Source organism: Nocardioides litoris, assembly GCF_006346315.1.
In the GTDB taxonomy this organism is placed as follows: Bacteria; Actinomycetota; Actinomycetes; order Propionibacteriales; family Nocardioidaceae; genus Nocardioides; species Nocardioides litoris.
Map to the genome: position 1 here is coordinate 69,232 of NZ_VDMR01000008.1, position 21,983 is coordinate 91,214.

The window sequence follows — 21,983 nt, forward strand, 5'->3', positions numbered from 1 at the left end:
TTGACCACCGTGGGAGGATCGCCCGCATGGCGATGACGGCGCAAGTCAAGGCGGAGCTCGCCGGCACGCAGATCACCAAGACCTGCTGCCGCAAGGCCGAGGTCGCCACGACGCTCCGCTTCGCGGGGGGCCTGCACATCGTCAGCGGCAAGATCGTCGTCGAGGCCGAGCTCGACACCGGCGCCGCCGCCCGCCGGCTGCGCCGCGACATCGACGAGGTCTACGGCCACAAGTCCGACGTCGTGATGGTCCAGGGCAACGGCATCCGCAAGGGCAGCCGCTACATCGTCCGCGTCGTCAAGGACGGCGAGTCGCTGGCCCGCCAGACCGGCCTGCTCGACCAGCGCGGCCGGCCCGTGCGCGGGCTCCCGCCCGCGGTGGTCGCCGGCGGTGGCTGCGACGCGGTGGCCGCCTGGCGCGGGGCCTTCCTGGCCCACGGCTCGCTCACCGAGCCCGGCCGGTCCTCCTCGCTCGAGGTCACCTGCCCCGGCCCCGAGGCCGCGCTCGCGCTCGTCGGCGTGGCCCGACGCCTCGGCATCCAGGCCAAGGCCCGCGAGGTGCGCGGCGTGGACCGCGTCGTGATCCGCGACGGCGACCTGATCGGCCAGCTCCTGACCCGGCTCGGCGCCCACGAGTCGCTGATGGCCTGGGAGGAGCGCCGGATGCGCCGCGAGGTCCGGGCCACCGCCAACCGGCTCGCCAACTTCGACGACGCCAACCTCCGCCGCTCCGCCCGGGCCGCGGTCGCCGCGGGCGCGCGCGTCGAGCGGGCGATGGAGATCCTCGGCGAGGAGGTGCCCGACCACCTCAAGATGGCCGGCTCCCTGCGCCTGGAGCACAAGCAGGCCTCGCTCGAGGAGCTCGGCCAGCTGCACGAGCCCCAGCTCACCAAGGACGCCATCGCGGGCCGCATCCGTCGCCTCCTCGCGATGGCCGACAAGCGGGCCGAGGAGCTCGGCGTCCCCGACACCGAGGCCTCGCTCACGCCCGAGATGCTCGCCGAGGACGACTGAGCGAGCCCACCGCGGACCGGTCCCCACGGTCCTCGGCCCGAAGGTCACCCGGCTCACGCTGGACCCCGCGAGCCGAGTCCTGGACCGTCCACGCCGCGCCTGGACGGCCCCGCCGGGCATGGCCGAGCCCCATCCGGGGCAGAGGGACGGTCATGACCACCACCGCCCCCCGTCTCCGGTCCGGCCTCGTCGTCGGCGCCCTGCTCCTCTCCGGCCTCGCCACCGGCTGTTCCGACGACGACTTCGAGGCCGAGTGCAAGAAGCTCGGCGGCACGGTCCAGACCGATCGCGACAAGACCACCAAGCGCGTCAACGGCAAGACCAAGACGTCCTACAAGACCGACAAGGACTGCGTCGACGACGAGGGCAACGAGATCCTCGACGACTGAGGCGGGACCCGCTCCCCGGTTACCGGCACGTACCTCGGGACGCCCGTACGGCGCCGGGGGGCCACGCCAGTAGGGTCGTGGACGACGCACCCACGAGCCTCAGGAGCAGATCGCAGTGACCGTTCGCGTAGGGATCAACGGCTTCGGCCGGATCGGCCGCAACTTCTTCCGGGCCGTCCGCGCCTCGGGTCTCGACATCGAGATCGTCGGCGTGAACGACCTCACCGACAACGCCTCGCTGGCGCACCTGCTCAAGTTCGACTCGATCCTGGGTCGCCTCGACGCCGACGTGTCGTCCACCGACGAGGCCATCGTGGTCGGCGACCAGCAGATCCGCGCCTTCGCCGAGCGCGACCCCGCCGCCCTCGGCTGGGCCGACCTCGGTGTCGACGTCGTCGTCGAGTCCACCGGCTTCTTCACCGACGCGACCAAGGCCAGGGCCCACGTCGACGCCGGCGCCAAGAAGGTCATCATCTCCGCGCCCGCCTCCAACGAGGACATCACCGTGGTGATGGGCGTCAACCACACCGACTACGACCCGGCGGCGCACACGGTCATCTCCAACGCCTCGTGCACCACCAACTGCCTGGCCCCCATGGCCAAGGCGCTCAACGACGACCTCGGCATCGTCAAGGGCCTGATGACCACGGTCCACGCCTACACCGCCGACCAGAACCTCCAGGACAACATCCACAAGGACCCGCGTCGCGCCCGCGCCGCCGCCCTCAACGTGGTGCCCACCTCGACCGGGGCCGCCAAGGCCATCGGCCTGGTGCTCCCGGAGATGAAGGGCAAGCTCGACGGCTACGCCCTGCGCGTCCCGGTGCCCACCGGCTCGGCCACCGACCTCACCTTCGAGGCCGGCCGCGAGACCTCGGTCGAGGAGGTCAACGCGATCGTGGAGAAGGCCGCCGACGGCCGCTTCCTGCGCTACTCCACCGACCCGATCGTCTCCAGCGACATCGTCACCGACCCGGCCTCGTGCATCTTCGACGCGCCGCTGACCAAGGTCATCGGCAACCAGGTCAAGGTCGTCGGCTGGTACGACAACGAGTGGGGCTACTCCAACCGCCTCGCCGACCTGATCGACTACATCGGCACCTCGCTCTGACGTGGGGGACTACTCCTCCCTGGGCGACGTGGCGGGCAAGCGGGTCCTGGTCCGCAGCGACCTGAACGTGCCGCTCGACGGCGACCGCATCACCGACGACGGGCGCATCCGCGCCTCGGTGCCGACCATCCGCGCCCTGGCCGACGCCGGGGCGCGGGTGGTCGTCGCGGCCCACCTCGGCCGCCCGAAGGGCGCCCCCGAGGACCGCTACTCGCTGCGCCCCGTCGCCGCTCGCCTCGGTGAGCTGCTCGGCTCCGAGGTCGCGTTCGCCACCGACACCGTCGGCGAGTCCGCTCGCGCGACCGTCGACGGGCTGGCCGACGGCCAGGTCGCGGTGCTGGAGAACGTCCGGTTCAACCCGGGCGAGACCAGCAAGGACGAGGCCGAGCGCGGCGCGTTCGCGGACGAGCTGGCGACCCTCGCCGACGCGTTCGTCTCCGACGGGTTCGGCGTCGTGCACCGCAAGCAGGCCAGCGTGTACGACGTCGCGCAGCGCCTCCCGCACGCGATGGGCGGCCTGGTCGCGACCGAGATCGACGTCCTGCGGCGACTGACGGTCGAGCCCGAGCGGCCCTACGTGGTCGTGCTGGGCGGGTCGAAGGTCTCCGACAAGCTCGGCGTCATCGACAACCTGCTCGGCAAGGCCGACAAGCTGCTCGTCGGCGGCGGCATGGTCTTCACCTTCCTCAAGGCCCAGGGCCACGAGGTCGGCAAGAGCCTGCTCGAGGAGGACCAGCTCGACACCTGCCGCGACTACCTGCGGCGCGCCGAGGAGTCCGGCGTGCAGATCCTGCTGCCGGGCGACGTCGTGGTCGACACGGAGTTCCCCTCCGGTGACCGCACGCCCGAGCCTGTCGTGGTCCCGGCCGAGCAGATCCCCGCCGACGCGCTGGGCCTCGACATCGGCCCGGCCTCGGCTGCCGACTTCGCGGCCGCGCTGGCCGACGCCCGCACGGTGTTCTGGAACGGCCCGATGGGCGTCTTCGAGGTCGCGCAGTTCTCCGACGGCACCCGCGCCGTGGCCCAGGCGCTGACCGAGGTCGACGGCCTCTCCGTCGTCGGCGGCGGCGACTCCGCCGCGGCGGTCCGCGCCCTCGGCTTCGACGAGGACGCGTTCGGACACATCTCCACCGGCGGTGGCGCCTCCCTCGAGTACCTCGAGGGCAAGGAGCTCCCCGGCATCACGGTCCTGGAGGGCTGAGGCATGGCGGCGGCATCGAGCAAGGCCGGCGGGCGCGTCCCGCTCATGGCAGGCAACTGGAAGATGAACCTCAACCACCAGGAAGCGGTGGTGCTGGTCCAGAAGCTGGCCTGGACGCTCAGCGACAAGAAGCACGACTTCGCCCGCGTCGAGGTCGTCGTGGTCCCGCCCTTCACCGACCTGCGGTCGGTGCAGACGCTGGTCGACGGCGACCGGCTGTCCATCCGGTACGGCGCCCAGGACGTCTCCGTGCACGAGTCGGGCGCCTACACCGGTGAGGTGTCGGCCGCGATGCTGGCCAAGCTCGGCTGCTCCTACGTCGTCGTGGGCCACTCCGAGCGCCGTCAGCACCACGCCGAGACCGACGAGGTCGTCAACGCCAAGGCGCACGCGGCCCTCGCGGCCGGCATGACGCCGATCGTGTGCGTGGGGGAGGGCCTCGAGGTCCGCCAGGCCGGGGAGCACGTGCCCCACACCATGGCGCAGGTCGCGGGCTCCCTCGCCGGCTTCTCCGCCGAGCAGGTGGCCGGGCTCGTCGTCGCCTACGAGCCCGTCTGGGCCATCGGCACCGGCGAGGTCGCCACCCCGGAGGACGCCCAGGAGGTCTGCCAGGCCATCCGTGGCCAGGTGGCCGAGGCACACGGCGAGGCCGCCGCGGCCGGCGTACGGGTCCTCTACGGCGGCTCGGTGAAGTCCTCCAACGTCGCCGGCATCATGGCGCAGGCCGACGTGGACGGCGCGCTGGTCGGTGGCGCGAGCCTGCAGGTCGACGAGTTCGGTGGCATCTGCCGCTACCTCGACCTGCCGTCGGTGTGACCTCGGCGCCCGCCCGGGATCGACACCCCCGCCGGTGTGCCCGATCGCCCTTTGTCGTCGGTCCTGACGTAGGATCCCCGACGTGAACGCGGACCTGATCCTCACCGTCATCCTCCTGCTGGCCAGCGCCCTGATGATCCTGCTGGTGCTCCTCCACAAGGGACGCGGTGGCGGTCTGAGCGACATGTTCGGCGGCGGTGTGTCGAGCTCGCTCGGCGGGTCGTCGGTGGCCGAGCGCAACCTCGACCGGTTCACGATCGGCACCGGCATGGTCTGGTTCGCCTGCGTCATCGCGCTGGGGCTGCTCAAGGCCTACTGAGGCCACGGCAGCACGTCCCCGCGCACACCCCCATAACCAAGAGAACACAGGAGCAACCCCATGGCTGGTGGAGGAAACGCCATCCGCGGCAGTCGAGTCGGCGCCGGTCCGATGGGCGAGGCCGAGCGCGGCGAGGCCGCGCCCCGGCAGGCCGTCACCTACTTCTGCTCGCACGAGCACCGTTCGGTCGTGACCTTCTCGGTCGAGGCCACCGTCCCGGAGTCGTGGGACTGCCCCAAGTGCGGCCTCCCGGCCTCGCTCGACTCCGACAACCCGCCGCCGGCGCCGAAGATCGAGCCCTACAAGACCCACCTGGCCTACGTGAAGGAGCGCCGCTCCGACGCCGAGGCCGAGGTCATCCTCGACGAGGCCATCCAGCTGCTCCGCAGCCGCCGCAAGTCGGGCGAGGTCATCTTCTGACCTCGTGCTGACGGGGCCGGACCCCAGCGACACGCCGACGGCGCCGTGACCCCCCGGGGTCACGGCGCCGTCGTGCTGTGCTAACTTGATCGAGTCAGTGCAGATTGAGCAGGAAGGCTCGGGCCATGGCCACCCATCGCTCCCTCCGTCCCGTCGACGTCGCGACGGGCGTCATCAGCGGCGGCCTCGCGGCCGCGTTCCTCACCCTGGCCGTCGTGGCGGCCGTCCCGGACCAGCCGACCACCACGGTCGACGTCATCGGCTCCGCGGCCCCTGCGGGCCGCTAGCCGCCGGGTCGGGCTCCCGGTCTCAGCCAGGGAGCTGCGAGGCGGATCCGGCGTCGAGCCACCAGACGGTCTCGGCGCCGCCCCGCACGCCGCGGGCCGGCGTCTCGTCGACGGTGCCCGTCACTGCCAGTGCGCGGGCGACCGCCTCGGCCTTGCCCTCGCCCGACGCCAGGAACCACACCGCGTCGGCCCGGTTGAGGCGGGCCAGGGTCAGGCTGACCCGCTCGGGCGGGGGCTTGGGGGAGTCGGTCACCGCGACCGCGTCGGCGTCGCCGACCTCCAGCGCGGGGTGGCCGGGGAAGAGCGAGGCGACGTGGCCGTCGGGCCCGACGCCCAGCATCAGCACGTCGAACGACCCGCTGCCGTGGGAGCGCAGCGTGTCGGCGTACGACGACGCGGCCTCCTCGACGGAGCCGGCGTCGTCGGTGGACGGCACGGTGTGCACCTGCGTGGCGCCGACGGCGTCGAGGAACGCCGCCCGCGCCTGGCCGACGTTGCGGTCGGGGGAGTCGGCGGCCACGAACCGCTCGTCGCCGAACCACAGCACGACGCGGGTCCAGTCGACCCCCGAGGCGGGGGAGAGCCGGGCGACCTCGCGGTGGACGGCGTCGGCGATGGTGCCGCCGGTCAGGGCGACCTGGGGTTCGCGGCCGTCGGCCTGCAGGGCCACCAACCTGGCCAGGAGGGCGGCCGCGATCGCCGACGCGAGGCTCTCGGCGTCGTCGTGGCGGCGCGTCTCGGGCGTCACCGGCGGTGCTCCCGGTAGTAGGCGACCAGCGCGCGGGTCGAGGGGTCCTGCTCGGCCGCCGCGGCCTCGTCGCCGGCGACGACCGGCCCGAGCTGCTGGGCCAGCTGCTTGCCGAGCTCGACGCCCCACTGGTCGAAGCTGTCGATGCCCCACACCACGCCCTGGGTGAAGGTGATGTGCTCGTAGAGCGCGACCAGCTGGCCGAGCACCGACGGCGTCAGCGCGGGCGCCATGATCGAGGCCGTCGGTCGGTTGCCGGTGAAGGTGCGGGCCGCGACGAGGGCCTCGTCGGTGGTGCCTTCCTCGCGGACCTCCTCGGGCGTCTTGCCGAAGGCCAGGGCCCGGGTCTGGGCGAAGAAGTTGGCCAGGAACAGCTCGTGCACGTCCTGCTGCTTGCCGTCGACCTCGTCGGTCAGCTCGTAGGAGGGCTGGGCGAAGGCGATGAAGTCGGCCGGGATGACCCGGGTGCCCTGGTGGATGAGCTGGTAGAACGCGTGCTGCCCGTTGGTCCCGGGCTCGCCCCAGAACACCTCGCCCGTGCCGGCGGTCACCGGGCTGCCGTCCCAGCGCACGCCCTTGCCGTTGGACTCCATCGTCAGCTGCTGCAGGTAGGCCGGGAAGCGGTGCAGGAGCTGGGCGTACGGGAGCACGGCGTGGGTCTGGGCGCCGAGGAAGTCGGCGTACCAGACGTTGAGCAGGCCCATCAGCACCGGCACGTTGCGCTCGAGCGGCGTCGTGCGCAGGTGCTCGTCGACGGCGTGCATGCCGGCCAGGAGCTCGGCGAAGCGCTCGGGGCCGATGGCCACGACGAGCGAGGTGCCGATGGCCGAGTCGAGGCTGTAGCGGCCCCCGACCCAGTCCCAGAACCCGAAGGCGTTGTCGGGGTCGATGCCGAAGTCGGCCACCTTGTCGAGGGCGGTCGACACGGCGACGAAGTGACGGCGCACGGCGTCGTCGCGGTCGGTCCCCTCCGGCAGCCGGTCGAGCAACCAGGCCTTGGCGAGCCGGGCGTTGGTCAGCGTCTCCAGCGTCCCGAAGGTCTTGCTGGAGACGATGAACAGCGTGGTGCCGGGGTCGAGGTCGGCCAGCGTCGTGGCCGTGTCGGTGGGGTCGATGTTGCTGATGAACCGGCACTCGAGCCCGGGCTGGCGGTAGGGCGCAAGCGCCTCGTAGGCCATCACCGGACCGAGGTCGGACCCGCCGATCCCGATGTTGACCACCGTGCGGATGCGCTCGCCGGTGACGCCGGTCCACGCGCCGCTGCGGACCTGCTCGGCGAAGGCGTAGACCCGGCGCAGGACGTCGTGCACGTCGGCGACGACGTCCTGCCCGTCGACGGTCAGGGACGCGTCGGCGGGCAGCCTCAGCGCGGTGTGGAGGACGGCGCGGTCCTCGGTGGCGTTGACGTGGTCGCCGCGGAGCATGGCGTCACGGCGCTCCTCCACGCCGACCTGCCGGGCCAGGTCGAGCAGCGCCGCCAGCACGTCGCCGTCGACGAGGCCCTTGGACAGGTCGACGTGGAGGTCGGCGACGTCGTGGGTGAACCGCTCGACCCGCTCGGGGTCCGCGGCGAACCAGCCGCGCAGGTCGGGGCTGAACCCGTCGGCCAGGTCGCGGAGCCGCGCCCAGGCCGAGGTGGTCGTCGCGTCCACGGGGGCCTGGGCGTTGCTCACTGCGCGGCCTTCTCCATCTGGCCCTCGACGGTCTCGACGAGCTCGGTCCACGACTTCTTGAACTTGTCGACGCCCTCGTGCTCGAGCGCGACCAGGACGTCCTCGAAGTCGATGCCGACCTCACCGAGCTGCTCGAGCAGTGCCCGGGCCTCGTCGGCCTTGCCGGTGACCTGGTCACCGGTGACCTCGCCGTGGTCGGCGACCGCCTCGAGGGTCTTCTCCGGCATCGTGTTGACGGTGTCGGCGACGACGAGGTCGGTGACGTACATGGTGTCGGAGTAGTCGGGGTTCTTGACGCCGGTGGAGGCCCACAGCGGCCGCTGGGCGTTGGCGCCGGCCTGGGCCAGCTGCTGCCACCGGTCGCTGGCCACGACCTCCTGGAACGCGCCGTAGGCGACCCGGGCGTTGGCCACGGCGGCCTGGCCGCGCAGCCCGAGGGCCTCGTCGGTGCCGAGGGCCTCGAGCCGCTTGTCGATCTCGGAGTCGACGCGGGAGACGAAGAACGAGGCGACCGAGCGGATCTTGGACAGGTCGAGGCCGGCGTCACGGGCCTGCTCGAGCCCGGTGAGGTAGGCGTCCATGACCTCGCGGTAGCGCGCCTCGCCGAAGATCAGCGTCACGTTGACGCTGATGCCCTGGGCGGTGACGGCCGTGATGGCCGGGAGGCCCTCCTTGGTCGCGGGGATCTTGATCAACGCGTTGGGCTTGTCGACCGCGGCCCACAGGGCCTGGGCCGAGGCGATGGTGCCCTCGGTGTCGTTGGCCAGGTCGGGCTCGACCTCGATCGAGACGCGGCCGTCGTCGGCGGTCGACTCGGCCACCGGGGCGAGCACGTCGCAGGCGTTGCGGACGTCCTCGGTGGTGAGCTCGAAGATCACCTTGTCGACCGCGGCGCCGTCGGCGACGAGCCCACGGACCTGGTCGTCGTACCGCTCGCCGTTGGCGATGGCCGAGGCGAAGATGGTCGGGTTGGTGGTGACGCCGACGACGTGCTTGTCCTTCACGAGCTCGGCGAGGTTGCCGGTCTCGATGCGCTCACGGGACAGGTCGTCGAGCCAGATGCTCACGCCGGCGTCGGCCAGCTGCTTGAGTCGGTCGGTCATGGGGGTCCTCCGTCAGGGGGTCGGTGGGGCGTCGGTCGGCTGCGCCGGGTGGCTCAGCCGGTGGTGACGCGGATGCTGTCGCGAGCGGCGTCGGCCACGGCCTGGGCCGTCACGCCGTACTCGGTGTAGATGCGGGCGTAGTCGGCCGACTGGCCGTAGCGGTCGATCGAGATGATCCGGCCGTGGTCGCCGACCAGCTCGCGCCAGCCCTGCTTGACGCCGGCCTCGACCGAGACGCGCGCCTTGACGGTGCCGGGGAGCACGGTCTCGCGGTAGGCCTCGTCCTGCTCCTCGAACCACTCCAGGCACGGCAGCGAGACCACCCGGGCCGCGATGCCGTCGGCGGCGAGCAGCTCGCGCGCCTCGACGGCGAGCTGCACCTCCGAGCCGGTGCCGATGAGGATGACGTCGGGGTCGCCGCTCTCGGCATCGAGCAGCACGTAGCCGCCGCGGGCCGTGCCCTCGGCCGAGGCGAAGCCGTCAGCGTCTCGCGGGAAGACCGGCACGTTCTGGCGGGACAGCGCAAGCGCTGCGGGGCGGTCGGTGTGGCCGAGGATCGTGCGCCAGGCCACGGCGACCTCGTTGGCGTCGGCGGGTCGGACGACGTCGAGGCCCGGCATGGCGCGCAGCGCCGCGAGGTGCTCGATCGGCTGGTGGGTCGGGCCGTCCTCGCCGAGCCCGATGGAGTCGTGGGTCCACACGTAGGTGGTCGGCAGCTTGCTCAGCGCCGCTACCCGGACGGCGCCACGCATGTAGTCGGAGAAGGTGAGGAAGGTACCCCCGAAGACGCGCGTCAGCTTGTCGGCCGCGATGCCGTTCATGATCGCGCCCATGCCGTGCTCGCGGATGCCGAAGTGCAGCACGCGGCCCCGGTAGGGGTCGGCCTTCCACTCGTCGGTGCCGCCCGCCTCGGGCAGGAACGACGGGGCGTCCTCGATGGTCGTGTTGTTGGAGCCGGCCAGGTCGGCCGAGCCGCCCCAGAGCTCCGGCAGCAGGCCGGCGAGGGCGTTGATGACCTTGCCGGAGGCCGCGCGCGTGGCCACGCCCTTGGCGTCGGCGTCCCAGGTCGGCAGGGCGTCGCTGACGCCCTCGGGCAGCTCGCGGCGCTTGAGCCGGTGCAGCAGCTGCTCGGACTCGGGGTGCTCGGCGGCCCACGCGGCGTACCGCTGGTCCCACTCCTTGCCCCACGCGGCGCCGCGCTCGCGCAGCGACCGGGTGTGCTCGAGCACGTCGGCCGGCACCTCGAAGGTGGTGGTGGGGTCCCAGCCGAGGACCTCCTTGGTGGCCGCGACCTCGTCGGCACCCAGCGCGCTGCCGTGGGCCTTCTCGGTGCCCTGGGCGTTGGGGGCGGGCCAGGCGATCACGGTGTCGAGCACGACGAGCGACGGCTGGTCGGTGACCTCGCGGGCCGCGGCGATGGCGGCGTGCAGGGCCGGGACGTCCTCGCGGTACTCGGTGCCGCCCTGGGTCCAGTCGACGGTCTGCACGTGCCAGCCGTAGGCCTCGTAGCGGGCCGCGACGTCCTCGGTGAAGGCGATGTCGGTGTTGCCCTCGATCGAGATGCGGTTGCGGTCGTAGACGACGGTGAGGTTGCCCAGCTGCTGGGTGCCGGCGATGGAGCTGGCCTCGCCGCTCACGCCCTCCTGCAGGTCGCCGTCGGAGCACAGGGCGTAGACGTGGTGGTCGAAGACGCCCTCGCCGCCCGGCGCGTCGGGCTCGAGCATGCCGTGGATGCGGCGGCCCGACATGGCCATGCCGACCGCGTTGGCCACGCCCTGGCCCAGCGGCCCGGTCGTGACCTCGACGCCGGCGGTGTGGCCGAGCTCGGGGTGGCCGGGCGTCTTGGAGCCCCAGGTGCGCAGCGCCTTGAGGTCCTCGAGCTCCAGGCCGAAGCCGCCGAGGTAGAGCTGGGTGTAGAGCGTGATGCTGGAGTGGCCGCACGAGAGCACGAACCGGTCGCGGGCGAGCCACTCCGGGTCGGCCGGGTCGTGGCGCATGACCTTCTGGAAGAGCAGGTAGGCGACCGGGGCGAGGCTCATGGCGGTGCCGGGGTGGCCGTTGCCCACCTTCTGCACGGCGTCCATCGCCAGCACTCGTGCGGTGTCCACCGCCTTCGCGTCCAGGTCGGTCCAGTCGAGTGCGGGGGTGGTGCTCACGGATCTCCTCAGCGTGCGGACGGGACGTCCTTCGGGTGGTGCCGAGCCTACTCACGCCGCGGAGTAGACTCGCACCACCTCGGTGGGCGTGACACCCACCCCGCCCGCCTAGCCCCAGAGGACCTTCGTGACCTACGTCGGCGAGTCTCGACCGGCCGTGCAGACCCCCGGTCCGCAGCCCGGCCAGGCGACCCTCAAGGACGTGGTGGCGGCCTACGTCGGGCTGACCAAGCCCCGCGTCATCGAGCTGCTGCTGCTGACCACCGTGCCCGTCATGTTCTTCGCCGAGCGCGGCGTGCCCGCCCTCGGCCTGGTCCTGGCCACGGTCGTCGGTGGCGCCCTGTCGGCCGGGTCGGCCTCGGCGTACAACTGCGTCTACGACCGCGACATCGACGAGCAGATGCGTCGCACCCGGCGTCGCGCGCTCCCGCGCCACGTCGTCACCCCCGGTGCGGCCCTGGTCTTCGCCACAGTGCTCGCCGCGGTCTCCACCGTGGTGCTCTGGACGTGGGTCAACCCGCTGTCCGCCGCCCTGTCGCTCGGCGCCAACGCGTTCTACGTCCTCGGCTACACCATGGTGCTCAAGCGCCGCACCACGCAGAACATCGTCTGGGGCGGCCTCGCCGGCTGCTTCCCGGCCCTGATCGGCTGGACCGCGGTCACCGGCGAGCTGTCGTGGGTGCCGGTCGTGCTCTTCATGGTCGTCTTCTTCTGGACCCCGCCCCACACCTGGGCCCTGGCCCTGCGCTACCGCGAGGACTACGCCAACGTCGACGTCCCGATGCTGCCGGTCGTGCGGCCCGCCCGGGAGGTCGGCAGGCAGATCGTCGCCTACAGCTGGGTGATGGTCGCCACCTCGCTGCTGCTCTGGCCCGTCGCCGGCACCGGCTACGTCTACCCGGTCGTCGCCTCGGTGCTCGGCGCGGTGTTCCTCGTCCAGGCCCACCAGATGTGGCGCCGCGCCCGCGGCACCGAGGACCTCAGCATCATCCAGCCGATGCGGCTGTTCCACCACAGCAACCTCTACCTGTCGCTGCTGTTCGTGGCCGTGGCGCTGGACCCGCTGCTGTTCTGAGTCCGCCCCGGTCGGACAGCGGGCTGGGGGGTGGGTCGGGTGGCCGCGCGCGTGGCAGGCCGCGTCTCGGCGTCAAGGACGCCTGCGGCGCCGCTGCGCGGCCGCCTCGCGGTCCTTGACCCGGAGCCTCGTGCGGCCCGCCGGACTGCGCGCTGTCGGCGACGCCTCGTGCCCCGTGCCCGGCGCGGGCGGAGCCCGTGCCGTTGAGCGCGCCGTCAGTCGATCGGGCGAGGCTCCGGGTCAAGGACGACCGAAGGTCGCCGCGCAGCGGCGCGAGCGCAGCGAGCGTCCTCGACGCGGAGACCCGATCGACTACGCGCGCGGCCGCCCACACCAACCACGGAGTACAGCGACTCACTCCCCGTGCTCGTCGGGGTCGGGCAGGGCCTGGGAGTCGACGAGCCCGGCCTGGACCACGGCACGGTCGGCGAGCTCGGCACCGGCGCCCTCGTAGATCTGCAGGCCGCTGCTGGCGCCGGAGGAGAGGGCCTCGGCGAGGTCGTCGTCGAACTGGGTGGCCACCGCGATGCTGCCGTCGAAGGCGCGGCCACGCAGGCGCTCGAGGGTGGCGAGGTTGTTGTGGTGCAGCGGCATGCACAGCAGCACCAGGCCGACGTGGTGGAGCTCGAGCTCCGACCACAGCTCGGGGTCGGTGGCGTCGTGCTCGACGACGTCGACGCCGGTGGCCTGCAGCTCCTCGACCCGGTCGCGGGAGGTCTCGAGGCCGAGGGTGCGCAGACCGTACTCGCCGGAGAGCCGCAGGTACGCCGCGTGGCCGACCCGGCCCATGCCGAGGACGACGGCCTGCGCGTCACCGAGGTCGAGCGGCCGGTCCTCGGGGTGCAGCCGGTCGAGCGACGGGTCGGGCAGCAGGCGCTCGAGGGCGCGAGTGAGGCGCTCGGGCTGCTGCCCGGCCAGGGAGGCGAGCACGAAGCTGCCTGCCACGGCGGTGCCGATGACGGTGGTCCAGCCGGGGTCGAGCAGGCCGGCTGGGGCCGCCACGACCACGATGAGGCCGAACTCGGAGTAGTTGGTCAGCGCGGTGCCCGTGAGGACCGCCGTACGCCGCCGCAGCCGGGTCAGGCGGAACAGCACGAAGAAGCCGAGGGCCTGCAGCGGCAGCAGCGCCACCAGGATCGCGGCGACGAGCAGCTCTCCCGGCGTCGGCAGGCCGGCCAGGCCGATGGAGATGAAGAACCCGACGAGCAGCAGGTCCTTGACGGTGAAGAGGCTCTTGGCCAGCTCCGCGGCCCGCGGCTGGCCGGCCAGCGCGACGCCGAGGAGCAGGGCGCCGAGGTCGCCCTTGACGTGCACGGCGTCGAACAGCGCGTAGCCCGGCACGAGCGCGAGCACGACGCCGAACAGGGGCAGCAGCTCGTCGTGGCCGAGGGTGTCCAGGAGCCGTCGGAGCAGGGGCACGGCCGGCAGCAGGAGCAGCAGCAGCACGGCCCAGGGGCTGGGGACCTTGCCCTCGACGACGGCCAGGAAGACGACGGCCGCGAGGTCCTGCAGCACGAGGATGCCGATGGCGACGCGGCCGCTGAGCGAGCGCGTGGCGCCGCGGTCCTCGAGCACCTTGACGACGTACACGGTGCTGGAGAAGGAGAGCGCGAAGCCGATGAGCAGCCAGGTCTCCAGGCCGCCGTCGGCCGCCAGCGCCACCCCGGCGAGCCCGAGCAGGCCCAGCACGGCGGCGGTGAGCAGCGTGCTGCCGGCCAGGTGGGCCCCGGCGGTGACCCAGACCTCCCGGTTGACCAGGGAGCGCAGGTCGATCTTGAGCCCCACCCCGAAGAGCAGCACCGTCACGCCCAGGTCGGCGGCCGTCCCGAGCGCCGGCACCGCCTCGACCCCGAGGGCGGCGAGGACGAAGCCGCCGGCCAGGAAGCCCAGCAGCGGGGGCAGCCGGACGGCGGCGGCGACCAGGCCGCCCACGAGGGCGGCGATCAGGATGGCGGTGGTGTCGTCCATGGGTCCTTCCGGTGGGGGCCGGGCGAACCCCGGAGGCTAGTCCACCAGCACCTCGTCGCGACGCGCCTCGGCCCACGGCGGCGCCTCGCCCGGCCGGCTGGGAGCGGGCAGGACCACGTCGAGGACGGCCCACGTCATGGCCGCCGCGGTCAGGGCGGCGCCGAGCAGGTGGAAGCCGACCAGGATCTCGGGCAGGTCCGTGAAGTACTGGACGAAGCCGATGGCGCCCTGCCCGAGCTGCACGCCGAGCAGGACCGCGACGGCGCGCGAGTGCGTGCGGGTGGCGAGCAGCAGCCCGATGGTGAGGCCGACGAAGAGGAACACCGCGTCGGCGTGCAGCTGGCTGACCTGGACGGGGTCGAGGCCGTTGCGCTCGGTCTGCGCGTCGCCCGCGTGCGGGCCGGCGCCGGTCACGACGGTGCCGAGGTAGAGCACGACCCACCCGGCGGCGAAGACCAGCCAGGCCAGGGTCGGCACCCGGCCGGTGGTCCAGCGCGCGACGCCGGGCCCGTCGTCGCCCGGGTCGTCGAGCCGGCGCAGCAGCAGGACGGCGGTGGCGACCATGACCATCGAGAGCATCAGGTGCAGGGCCACCAGCCAGGAGTTCAGGTCGGTCAGCACCGTGATGCCGCCGATGATCGCCTGGGCCGGCACGCCGAAGGCGAGCCAGAACGCCAGGACCCGCAACCGGCGCCGCCCCGTCTGCCAGGCGGCGATGAAGGTCGCGACCGCGACGGCGACGAGCACGAAGGTGAGCATCCGGTTGCCGAACTCGATCGCCCCGTGCAGCCCCAGCTCGCCGTGCGGGCGGAACGACTCGTCGGTGCACCGGGGCCAGGTCGGGCAGCCGAGACCCGAGCCGGTGAGGCGGACGGCGCCGCCGGTCACCACGATGCCGATGTTGGCGACGAGGCTCGCCCAGGCCAGCGGGCGCATCCAGCGGGACAGGTCGATCACCCCTCCAGTGTCCCAGGCGGTCGGTCGTCGGCGGGCACCAGCGGTCCGCGGGGGTGAGTCCGCCCACACGCAAGGCCCAGCAGGGGCCGGTCTACGGTGACCGGCGTGCGGCCGCGGTCGAGGTCGAGGTGCCCGTCAACCGGGTCGGCCGCATCGACCTCCACGCCATCGACCCGAGCGGGCGCCGCCTGGTCACCTCGCGGCCACCGTTCCTCGACGGCACCATCACCCCGGAGACGATCGTGTCGGGCCGGACCCGGTTCGTCGCTGTCGCCCACTCCTCCACCGACCGCCGCACCTACACCGTGGAGACCCGGTTCACCCGCCTGCGCAGCCTGACCTGGCTCGGCAAGCCGCTGAGCCAGCTCGGCGGGCCCGTCACGCTGGGGCCACGCCAGCGCCGGGGTCTCGCTGCTGCTCGCACCACCGAAGGGGGGCGCCTGCATCCGGATCCAGGTGCAGGAGCTCGTGCGTGGCCGGTGGGTCCGCCGCCAGGGTCGGCCGTGCGTCCGCACCGACCGCCAGGGTCGGGCCGACACCACGGTGCACTCCCGTCCGGGGACGCACATCCGCGTCACGGGGCAGTGGGCGGGTGATTCCTACAGCGACGGGGATGCGTCGTGGTGGTCGGAGTTCGTCTTCCCCCGCCGCCGGTAGCCGTCGCGCTCACTCCCAGCGGAAGGTGCGGGCCGTGGCGCTCGCGCCGACGACCGTCCACGCCGCCAGCACGACCAGGTCGCGGACGGGGAACGCGGCGTCGCCGAGCGCGGCCCGCATCGCCTCGCCGAGGGCGCCCGAGGGCAGCCAGGAGACGACGTCGCCGAAGGAGCCGTACGCCGTGGCGGGCAGCACCACGGCGCCGCCGGCCATCAGCAGCAGGTAGACCAGGTTGGCCGCCGCCAACGTGGCCTCGGCGCGCAGCGAGCCCGCGACCAGCAGCCCGAGGGAGGCGAAGGCCGCGGTGCCGAGCACCACGGTGGCCAGGGCGCCGAGGACGTCGACCGAGGGGTCCCAGCCGAGCCCGAGGGCGACGGCCGAGATGACCACGACCTGCACCAGCTCGACGGCCAGCAGGGCCAGGACCTTGCCGCCCAGCAGCCCGGTGCGCGACAGCGGGGAGGCGCCGAGGCGCTTGAGGACGCCGTACCTCCGCTCGAAGCCCGTCGCGATGGCCAGGGCGGTGAACGAGGTCGACATGATCGCCAGCGCGAGGACGCCCGGCGCGAACGTGTCGACGCCGTAGGACAGGTCGACGCGCTCGGCCCCCTGGACACCGCCGACGAGCACGATGACCGGGATGACCACGGCCAGCAGCAGCTGCTCGCCGTTGCGCAGCATCAGCCGCGTCTCCATCGACGCCTGCGCCAGGACCTGGCGGACGACGGGCGCAGCACCCGGGGCGGGCGCGAAGGTGCTCACGATGACTCCAGGTCGGCGTGGTCGGCGTGGTCGGCGTGGTCGGTCAGCTCGAGGAACACGTCCTCGAGGTTGCGCTGGCCCAGGGTCAGCGACTCGGGCAGCACGCCCTGCTCCTCGCACCACCGCGAGACCTTGCCGAGCGTGGAGGCGTCGGCGGGGCCGGTGACCAGCAGGCTGACCGCATCGAGCTGGGTGACCTCGGTGCCGGGCCCGAGGCTGGCGGCGAGGTGGTCGGGGGCGCCGGGCGGGAAGGGCTCGGTCACGACGAGGCGGATGGTCGCCACGGACCCGCCGCGGGTGAGCTCGAGCGGGCTGCCGGACCCGACGAGGCGGCCCCGGTCGATGATGTGGACGGTGTCGGCGAGGCGCTCGGCCTCGTCCATGTAGTGCGTGGTCAGCACGACGGTGACCCCGTCGGTGCGCAGCTCCTCGAGCAGCGCCCACACCTCGCGCCGTACGGCGGGGTCGAGGCCGGCGGTGGGCTCGTCGACGAAGACCAGCTCGGGCCGACCGACCACCGCCATGGCGAGCCCCAGCCGCTGCTGCTGGCCGCCGGAGAGCCGGCGGTAGGTCGTGCGGCCGCAGTCGCCCAGGCCGAGGCGCTCGACGAGGACGTCGACGTCGACCGGGTGGGCGTGGAGGCGGGCCACGTGGCGCAGCATCTCGACGGCGCGCACGCCGCTCCAGGCGCCGCCGCTCTGCAGCATGACGCCGATGCGGGGGAGGAGCTGGGAGCGCTGGCGCACGGGGTCGAGGCCGAGGACCCGCACCGAGCCCTGCTGGGGCTTGCGGTAGCCCTCGCAGGTCTCGAGGGTCGTGGTCTTGCCGGCGCCGTTGGGGCCGAGCACCGCGGTGATGGAGTGGGCGGCCACCGTGAGGCTCAACCCGTCGACGGCCAGCTTGTCGGCGTACCGCATCACCAGGCCGTCGACGACGACGGCGGGCTGCTCGGTCACGTCCCGAGTGTAGGGATGCAGAGCGGACGATCCGGCCGTCGGCCCCACCCGGACGAGGGGGACGGCGGCTCCTACGATGGCCGTCGTGACCGACTGGCTGACCTGGACCGTGGTCGGGGTCGGCCTCGTCGCCCTCGTCGTGGTGGCCGTCGCGCTCGTCCGCGACCAGGAGCCGCAGGACCGCACCTTCGCGCTGCTCGCGGGCTACGAGCTGGTCGTGCTGGTGCAGCTGGTCGTGGGGTGCGTGCTGCTGGCGCGCACCGACCGCGACGTCGAGGGCGTGCTGTTCGTCAGCTACCTCGTCGGCAACTGCTTCGCGCTCCCGGTCGGCGTCTTCTGGTCGCTGGCCGAGCGCACCCGGTGGGGCACCGCCGTGCTCGGTGTCGCCGTGCTGACGGTGGTGGCGCTGCAGCTGCGGCTGGAGACGATCTGGGGTGGCGGCGCGTGAGCGGGGCGCCGGAGGTGCGCACCGGGCTGTCGTCCGGGCCGGGCCGGGTGCTGGTCTTCGGCTACGGGCTGTTCGCGGTCGCGGCCACCGGCCGGTCACTGGTCCAGCTCGGCGCCGACCCCGGACGGGCGCCGTTCGCCTACTCCCTCTCCGTGGTCGCCGCCGTGCTCTACCTCGTCGCCACGACGTGCCTGCTCGCGGGCAGCCGCCGGGCCTGGACGATCGCCCTGGCCGCCTGCTCGGTCGAGCTGGTCGGCGTGCTCTCGATCGGCACGCTGTCCTACGTCGAGACGCAGTGGTTCCCCGACCGCACCGTCTGGTCCCACTTCGGGCAGGGCTACGGCTACCTGCCCCTGGTGCTGCCCGTCCTCGGCCTCGCCTGGCTGCGGGCGACCCGGCCCGGCGCCCACGGGGGTAGCCCGGGTCACTAAGGGTGGCCTTGCTTGAACGGCCCGATCCAATATCGGCACACTGGTGTTGTGGAATTCACCGGGACGCACGGATCGGACGTGACGACGCGCCAGCGCGTCGCCCGCTCGATCCTCGTCAACGGCCCCTCCACCGCCGCGGCCCTCGCCGAGCGGCTCGACCTCACGCCGGCCGCCGTACGCCGCCACCTCGACCAGCTGCAGGCCGACGGGCAGGTCGTGGCGCGTGACCCGCGCCGCTCGGGCAGCCGCGGCCGCGGTCGCCCGGCCAAGGAGTTCGCGCTCACCGAGGCCGGACGCGACGGCTTCGACCAGCAGTACGACGACCTCGCGGCCGACGCGCTCCGGTTCGTCGCCGAGACCGCCGGCGACGGCGCGGTGCGGGAATTCGCACGGCGGCGCGCGGCGTTCATCGAGGAGAAGTTCGGCGCGGTCGCCGAGGCCCACCCCGACCTCCGGCCCGCCGAGGTGCTGGCGCGGGTGTTCTCCGGCGAGGGCTACGCCGCCAGCGTGCGCGACCTGCCCGTGGGGGAGCAGCTGTGCCAGCAGCACTGCCCGGTCTCCCACGTGGCCCACGAGTTCCCCCAGCTGTGCGAGGAGGAGACCGCGGCCATCAGCCGCGTGCTCGGCCGCCACGTGCAGCGCCTGGCGACCATCGCCCACGGCGACGGCGTCTGCACCACCTGCATCCCCGACGTACCCGGCACGACCGCTACGACCGGCACGACAACCACGAAGGAGACGGTCACCTCATGACCTCGATCGAGGACCTCAACCCCGAGCTCAAGGGCATCGGCCGGTACGACTTCGGCTGGGCCGACAACGACGTCGCCGGCGCCACCGCCAAGCGGGGTCTCAACGAGGACGTCGTGCGCGACATCTCCTCGAAGAAGTCCGAGCCGCAGTGGATGCTCGACCTGCGCCTCAAGGGCCTCAAGCTGTTCGGCCGCAAGCCCATGCCGACCTGGGGCTCCGACCTCGGCGGCATCGACTTCGACAACATCAAGTACTTCGTGCGCTCCTCGGAGAAGCAGGCGGCCACCTGGGACGACCTGCCCGAGGACATCAAGAACACCTACGACAAGCTCGGCATCCCGGAGGCGGAGAAGCAGCGCCTCGTCTCGGGCGTCGCCGCCCAGTACGAGTCCGAGGTCGTCTACCACTCGATCCGCGAGGACCTCGAGGCCCAGGGCGTGCTGTTCCTCGACACCGACACCGCGCTGAAGGAGCAGCCCGAACTGTTCCAGGAGTACTTCGGCACGGTGATCCCGGTGGGCGACAACAAGTTCGCCGCGCTCAACACCGCGGTGTGGTCGGGCGGCTCGTTCATCTACGTGCCGAAGGGCGTGCACGTCGACATCCCGCTGCAGGCCTACTTCCGCATCAACACCGAGAACATGGGCCAGTTCGAGCGGACGCTGATCATCGTCGACGAGGACGCCTACGTGCACTACGTCGAGGGCTGCACGGCGCCGATCTACTCCTCCGACTCGCTGCACTCCGCGGTCGTGGAGATCATCGTCAAGAAGGGCGGCCGCTGCCGCTACACGACCATCCAGAACTGGTCCAACAACGTCTACAACCTCGTCACCAAGCGGGCCACCTGCGAGGCCGGTGCGACGATGGAGTGGGTCGACGGCAACATCGGCTCCAAGGTGACGATGAAGTACCCGGCCGTCTACCTCATGGGCGAGCACGCCAAGGGCGAGACGCTGTCCATCGCCTTCGCCGGCGAGGGCCAGCACCAGGACGCCGGCGCCAAGATGGTGCACGCCGCGCCGCACACCTCCTCCTCGATCCTGTCCAAGTCGGTGGCCCGGGGCGGTGGCCGGACGTCCTACCGCGGCCTGATCCAGGTCAACGAGGGCGCCCACGGCTCCAAGTCCAACGTGCTGTGCGACGCGCTGCTGGTCGACCAGATCAGCCGGTCCGACACCTACCCCTACGTCGACATCCGCGAGGACGACGTCTCGATGGGTCACGAGGCCTCGGTCTCCAAGGTCTCCGACGACCAGCTCTTCTACCTCATGTCCCGCGGCATGGAGGAGGACGAGGCCATGGCGATGATCGTGCGCGGCTTCGTCGAGCCGATCGCCAAGGAGCTCCCCATGGAGTACGCCCTCGAGCTCAACCGGCTGATCGAGCTCCAGATGGAGGGTGCGGTCGGCTGAGCCGGCGCTGCCGAGCCGACCCCACGGTGGTCGAGGGAGGCGCCCCGGCGCCTACCTCGAGACCGCACGACGTACGAACCGACGCTAGGAAGACACGAACGTGACCGTGACCGATGCTGCCCGCGAGAGCGTGGAGTCCGCGCTCGAGCAGTCCTCGACGCCGAGCTTCTCGCACCTCAACCCGCCGCCGTCCTACGACCTGGGCGACCACCCGGCCCCGACCGGCCGCGAGGAGATCTGGCGGTTCACCCCGCTCAAGCGCCTGCGCGGCCTGCTCGACGGTGAGGCGTCCGAGACCCAGCTGACCTGGGACGCGAGCCTGCCCGAGGGCCTGCAGCTGCAGGAGATCAGCAAGGACGAGGCCCGCGAGCTCGGGGAGCTGGCCCCCAACGACCGGCCCTCGGCGCTCGCGGTCGACCGTGCGGTCCGCACGGTGCTGCTCGACGTGCCGGCCGAGCGTGAGCTCGACGAGCCCGTCGTGCTCCGACTGTCGGGCGAGTCGGTCGACGACCTCGTCTACGGCCACCTCGTGCTGCGGGTCGGTGCGTTCGCGAAGGTCACCGTCGTCCTCGAGCACACCGGCTCGGCCCGGTACGCCGCGACCACCTCGGTGCTCGTCGGCGACGGCGCCCAGGTCGACGTGGTCTCGCTGCAGGACTGGGACGACGACGCCGTCCACCTCGGCCGCGACGCCATCCGGGTCGGCCGCGACGCCCGGGTCAAGCACACCTCGATCAGCTTCGGCGGCGACGTCGTGCGGATGCACGCCAACGTCGAGTACGCCGCCCCCGGCGGCGAGGCCGAGCTGCTCGGCCTCTACTTCGCCGACGCCGGGCAGCACCTGGAGCACCGGCTCTTCGCCGACCACAACCAGCCCCGCACCAAGAGCAACGTCGTCTACAAGGGCGCCCTGCAGGGGCAGGGCGCCCACACCGTGTGGATCGGCAACGTGCTGATCCGCAAGGTCGCCGAGGGCATCGAGACCTACGAGGAGAACCGCAACCTCGTGCTCACCGACGGCTGCCAGGCCGACTCGGTGCCCAACCTGGAGATCGAGACCGGCGAGATCGAGGGGGCCGGGCACGCCTCGGCCACCGCCCGCTTCGACGACGAGCAGCTGTTCTACCTGCGCTCGCGCGGCGTCAGCGACGAGGAGGCCCGCCGCCTGGTGCTGCACGGCTTCTTCCAGGACCTGATCCGCAAGGTCGGCGTCCCCTCGCTGGAGGAGCGGCTGACCCGCACCGTCGAGGCCGAGCTGGCCAAGAACGTCCGCGCCGGGCTCGAGCCCGTCGGCACGGGCGGCACGCCGGGCGGGACCGCCTGAG

General features: G+C 72.6%; 22 protein-coding genes. 14 read left to right on the forward strand and 8 right to left on the reverse strand.

The window, feature by feature from the left end; genetic code table 11:
- Positions 1–26 precede the first annotated feature (26 nt).
- From whiA to FJQ57_RS22675, 8 genes are all read left to right on the forward strand, one after another.
- Positions 27–1,013 carry a DNA-binding protein WhiA gene (whiA, locus tag FJQ57_RS18300; protein WP_139983120.1) on the forward strand — a complete coding sequence of 329 codons (987 nt, stop codon included), beginning with the start codon at positions 27–29 and terminating at the stop codon, positions 1,011–1,013.
- Between the two features lie 152 nt (positions 1,014–1,165).
- Positions 1,166–1,402 carry a hypothetical protein gene (locus FJQ57_RS18305; RefSeq protein WP_139983122.1) on the forward strand — a complete coding sequence of 79 codons (237 nt, stop codon included), beginning with the start codon at positions 1,166–1,168 and terminating at the stop codon, positions 1,400–1,402.
- 115 nt (positions 1,403–1,517) lie between these two features.
- On the forward strand, positions 1,518–2,513 hold the full coding sequence (gap, locus tag FJQ57_RS18310) for a type I glyceraldehyde-3-phosphate dehydrogenase (RefSeq protein WP_139983124.1): 996 nt from the start codon (positions 1,518–1,520) through the stop codon (positions 2,511–2,513).
- A gap of 1 nt (position 2,514) precedes the next feature.
- Positions 2,515–3,714 carry a phosphoglycerate kinase gene (locus FJQ57_RS18315; protein ID WP_139983126.1) on the forward strand — a complete coding sequence of 400 codons (1,200 nt, stop codon included), beginning with the start codon at positions 2,515–2,517 and terminating at the stop codon, positions 3,712–3,714.
- A 3-nt stretch (positions 3,715–3,717) separates the two neighbouring features.
- Positions 3,718–4,530 carry a triose-phosphate isomerase gene (gene tpiA, locus FJQ57_RS18320; protein WP_246081892.1) on the forward strand — a complete coding sequence of 271 codons (813 nt, stop codon included), beginning with the start codon at positions 3,718–3,720 and terminating at the stop codon, positions 4,528–4,530.
- 82 nt (positions 4,531–4,612) lie between these two features.
- Complete coding sequence (secG, locus tag FJQ57_RS18325) at positions 4,613–4,849, forward strand: preprotein translocase subunit SecG (RefSeq protein ID WP_281284288.1); 237 nt, start codon at positions 4,613–4,615, stop codon at positions 4,847–4,849.
- Between the two features lie 60 nt (positions 4,850–4,909).
- On the forward strand, positions 4,910–5,269 hold the full coding sequence (locus FJQ57_RS18330; RefSeq protein WP_139983128.1) for an RNA polymerase-binding protein RbpA: 360 nt from the start codon (positions 4,910–4,912) through the stop codon (positions 5,267–5,269).
- 125 nt (positions 5,270–5,394) lie between these two features.
- Positions 5,395–5,556: a hypothetical protein gene (locus tag FJQ57_RS22675; protein ID WP_170219496.1), complete on the forward strand. Its 162-nt coding sequence runs from the start codon at positions 5,395–5,397 to the stop codon at positions 5,554–5,556.
- A 22-nt stretch (positions 5,557–5,578) separates the two neighbouring features.
- On the opposite strand, the gene pgl is transcribed toward FJQ57_RS22675, so the two are convergent.
- The 4 genes from pgl to tkt are packed head-to-tail and all read right to left on the reverse strand — an operon-like array spanning position 5,579 to position 11,236.
- Positions 5,579–6,304, reverse strand: coding sequence for a 6-phosphogluconolactonase (gene pgl / locus FJQ57_RS18335; protein ID WP_139983130.1), 726 nt, complete (start codon positions 6,302–6,304; stop codon positions 5,579–5,581).
- Positions 6,301–7,977 carry a glucose-6-phosphate isomerase gene (gene pgi, locus FJQ57_RS18340; protein ID WP_139983132.1) on the reverse strand — a complete coding sequence of 559 codons (1,677 nt, stop codon included), beginning with the start codon at positions 7,975–7,977 and terminating at the stop codon, positions 6,301–6,303. Before pgi ends, pgl begins: the two co-directional genes overlap by 4 nt.
- Positions 7,974–9,080: a transaldolase gene (tal, locus tag FJQ57_RS18345; protein ID WP_139983134.1), complete on the reverse strand. Its 1,107-nt coding sequence runs from the start codon at positions 9,078–9,080 to the stop codon at positions 7,974–7,976. Before tal ends, pgi begins: the two co-directional genes overlap by 4 nt.
- 53 nt (positions 9,081–9,133) lie before the next feature.
- The gene (tkt, locus tag FJQ57_RS18350; protein ID WP_211349122.1) at positions 9,134–11,236 is read right to left on the reverse strand and encodes a transketolase; all 2,103 of its coding nucleotides are present in this window, start codon (positions 11,234–11,236) and stop codon (positions 9,134–9,136) included.
- A gap of 127 nt (positions 11,237–11,363) precedes the next feature.
- On the opposite strand from tkt, the gene FJQ57_RS18355 reads away from it, so the two are divergent.
- Complete coding sequence (locus FJQ57_RS18355; protein ID WP_139983137.1) at positions 11,364–12,311, forward strand: heme o synthase; 948 nt, start codon at positions 11,364–11,366, stop codon at positions 12,309–12,311.
- Positions 12,312–12,665: 354 nt separating this feature from the next.
- Here the strand turns inward: FJQ57_RS18355 and FJQ57_RS18360 are convergent, their stop codons facing one another.
- The 4 genes from FJQ57_RS18360 to FJQ57_RS18375 all read right to left on the reverse strand — a co-directional run bounded on the left by FJQ57_RS18360 (position 12,666) and on the right by FJQ57_RS18375 (position 17,611).
- Positions 12,666–14,279 carry a cation:proton antiporter domain-containing protein gene (locus tag FJQ57_RS18360; RefSeq protein ID WP_139983139.1) on the reverse strand — a complete coding sequence of 538 codons (1,614 nt, stop codon included), beginning with the start codon at positions 14,277–14,279 and terminating at the stop codon, positions 12,666–12,668.
- A 36-nt stretch (positions 14,280–14,315) separates the two neighbouring features.
- Positions 14,316–15,236 (reverse strand): COX15/CtaA family protein, encoded by a 921-nt coding sequence (locus FJQ57_RS18365; protein ID WP_246081893.1) that lies wholly within the window; start codon positions 15,234–15,236, stop codon positions 14,316–14,318.
- A 666-nt stretch (positions 15,237–15,902) separates the two neighbouring features.
- Positions 15,903–16,655: an ABC transporter permease gene (locus FJQ57_RS18370; RefSeq protein WP_139983141.1), complete on the reverse strand. Its 753-nt coding sequence runs from the start codon at positions 16,653–16,655 to the stop codon at positions 15,903–15,905.
- Positions 16,652–17,611: an ABC transporter ATP-binding protein gene (locus FJQ57_RS18375; RefSeq protein WP_246081894.1), complete on the reverse strand. Its 960-nt coding sequence runs from the start codon at positions 17,609–17,611 to the stop codon at positions 16,652–16,654. The genes FJQ57_RS18370 and FJQ57_RS18375 overlap by 4 nt, the downstream gene beginning before the upstream one ends.
- A gap of 85 nt (positions 17,612–17,696) precedes the next feature.
- Here FJQ57_RS18375 and FJQ57_RS18380 point away from each other — a divergent pair, with 85 nt between their 5' ends.
- From FJQ57_RS18380 to sufD, 5 genes are all read left to right on the forward strand, one after another.
- Entirely contained in the window at positions 17,697–18,059 is a 363-nt protein-coding gene (locus tag FJQ57_RS18380; RefSeq protein ID WP_211349124.1) for a hypothetical protein, read from the forward strand.
- Entirely contained in the window at positions 18,056–18,490 is a 435-nt protein-coding gene (locus FJQ57_RS18385) for a hypothetical protein (RefSeq protein WP_246081895.1), read from the forward strand. Before FJQ57_RS18380 ends, FJQ57_RS18385 begins: the two co-directional genes overlap by 4 nt.
- Before the next feature lie 78 nt (positions 18,491–18,568).
- The gene (locus FJQ57_RS18390; RefSeq protein WP_246081896.1) at positions 18,569–19,243 is read left to right on the forward strand and encodes a helix-turn-helix transcriptional regulator; all 675 of its coding nucleotides are present in this window, start codon (positions 18,569–18,571) and stop codon (positions 19,241–19,243) included.
- Positions 19,240–20,658, forward strand: a complete 1,419-nt coding sequence (gene sufB, locus FJQ57_RS18395) for a Fe-S cluster assembly protein SufB (protein ID WP_139983147.1) — start codon at positions 19,240–19,242, stop codon at positions 20,656–20,658. The genes FJQ57_RS18390 and sufB overlap by 4 nt, the downstream gene beginning before the upstream one ends.
- A 100-nt stretch (positions 20,659–20,758) precedes the next feature.
- Positions 20,759–21,982, forward strand: coding sequence for a Fe-S cluster assembly protein SufD (gene sufD / locus FJQ57_RS18400; protein ID WP_139983149.1), 1,224 nt, complete (start codon positions 20,759–20,761; stop codon positions 21,980–21,982).
- Position 21,983 lies beyond the last annotated feature (1 nt).

What these genes read in the sequence shown, in the direction of transcription:
- whiA (WP_139983120.1), top strand. Translation starts at nt 27, where the DNA reads ATGGCGATGACGGCGCAAGTCAAGGCGGAGCTCGCCGGCACGCAGATC.
- FJQ57_RS18305 (WP_139983122.1), top strand. Translation starts at nt 1,166, where the DNA reads ATGACCACCACCGCCCCCCGTCTCCGGTCCGGCCTCGTCGTCGGCGCC.
- tpiA (WP_246081892.1), top strand. Translation starts at nt 3,718, where the DNA reads ATGGCGGCGGCATCGAGCAAGGCCGGCGGGCGCGTCCCGCTCATGGCA.
- FJQ57_RS18330 (WP_139983128.1), top strand. Translation starts at nt 4,910, where the DNA reads ATGGCTGGTGGAGGAAACGCCATCCGCGGCAGTCGAGTCGGCGCCGGT.
- FJQ57_RS22675 (WP_170219496.1), top strand. Translation starts at nt 5,395, where the DNA reads ATGGCCACCCATCGCTCCCTCCGTCCCGTCGACGTCGCGACGGGCGTC.
- tal (WP_139983134.1), bottom strand. Translation starts at nt 9,080, where the DNA reads ATGACCGACCGACTCAAGCAGCTGGCCGACGCCGGCGTGAGCATCTGG.
- FJQ57_RS18360 (WP_139983139.1), bottom strand. Translation starts at nt 14,279, where the DNA reads ATGGACGACACCACCGCCATCCTGATCGCCGCCCTCGTGGGCGGCCTG.
- sufB (WP_139983147.1), top strand. Translation starts at nt 19,240, where the DNA reads ATGACCTCGATCGAGGACCTCAACCCCGAGCTCAAGGGCATCGGCCGG.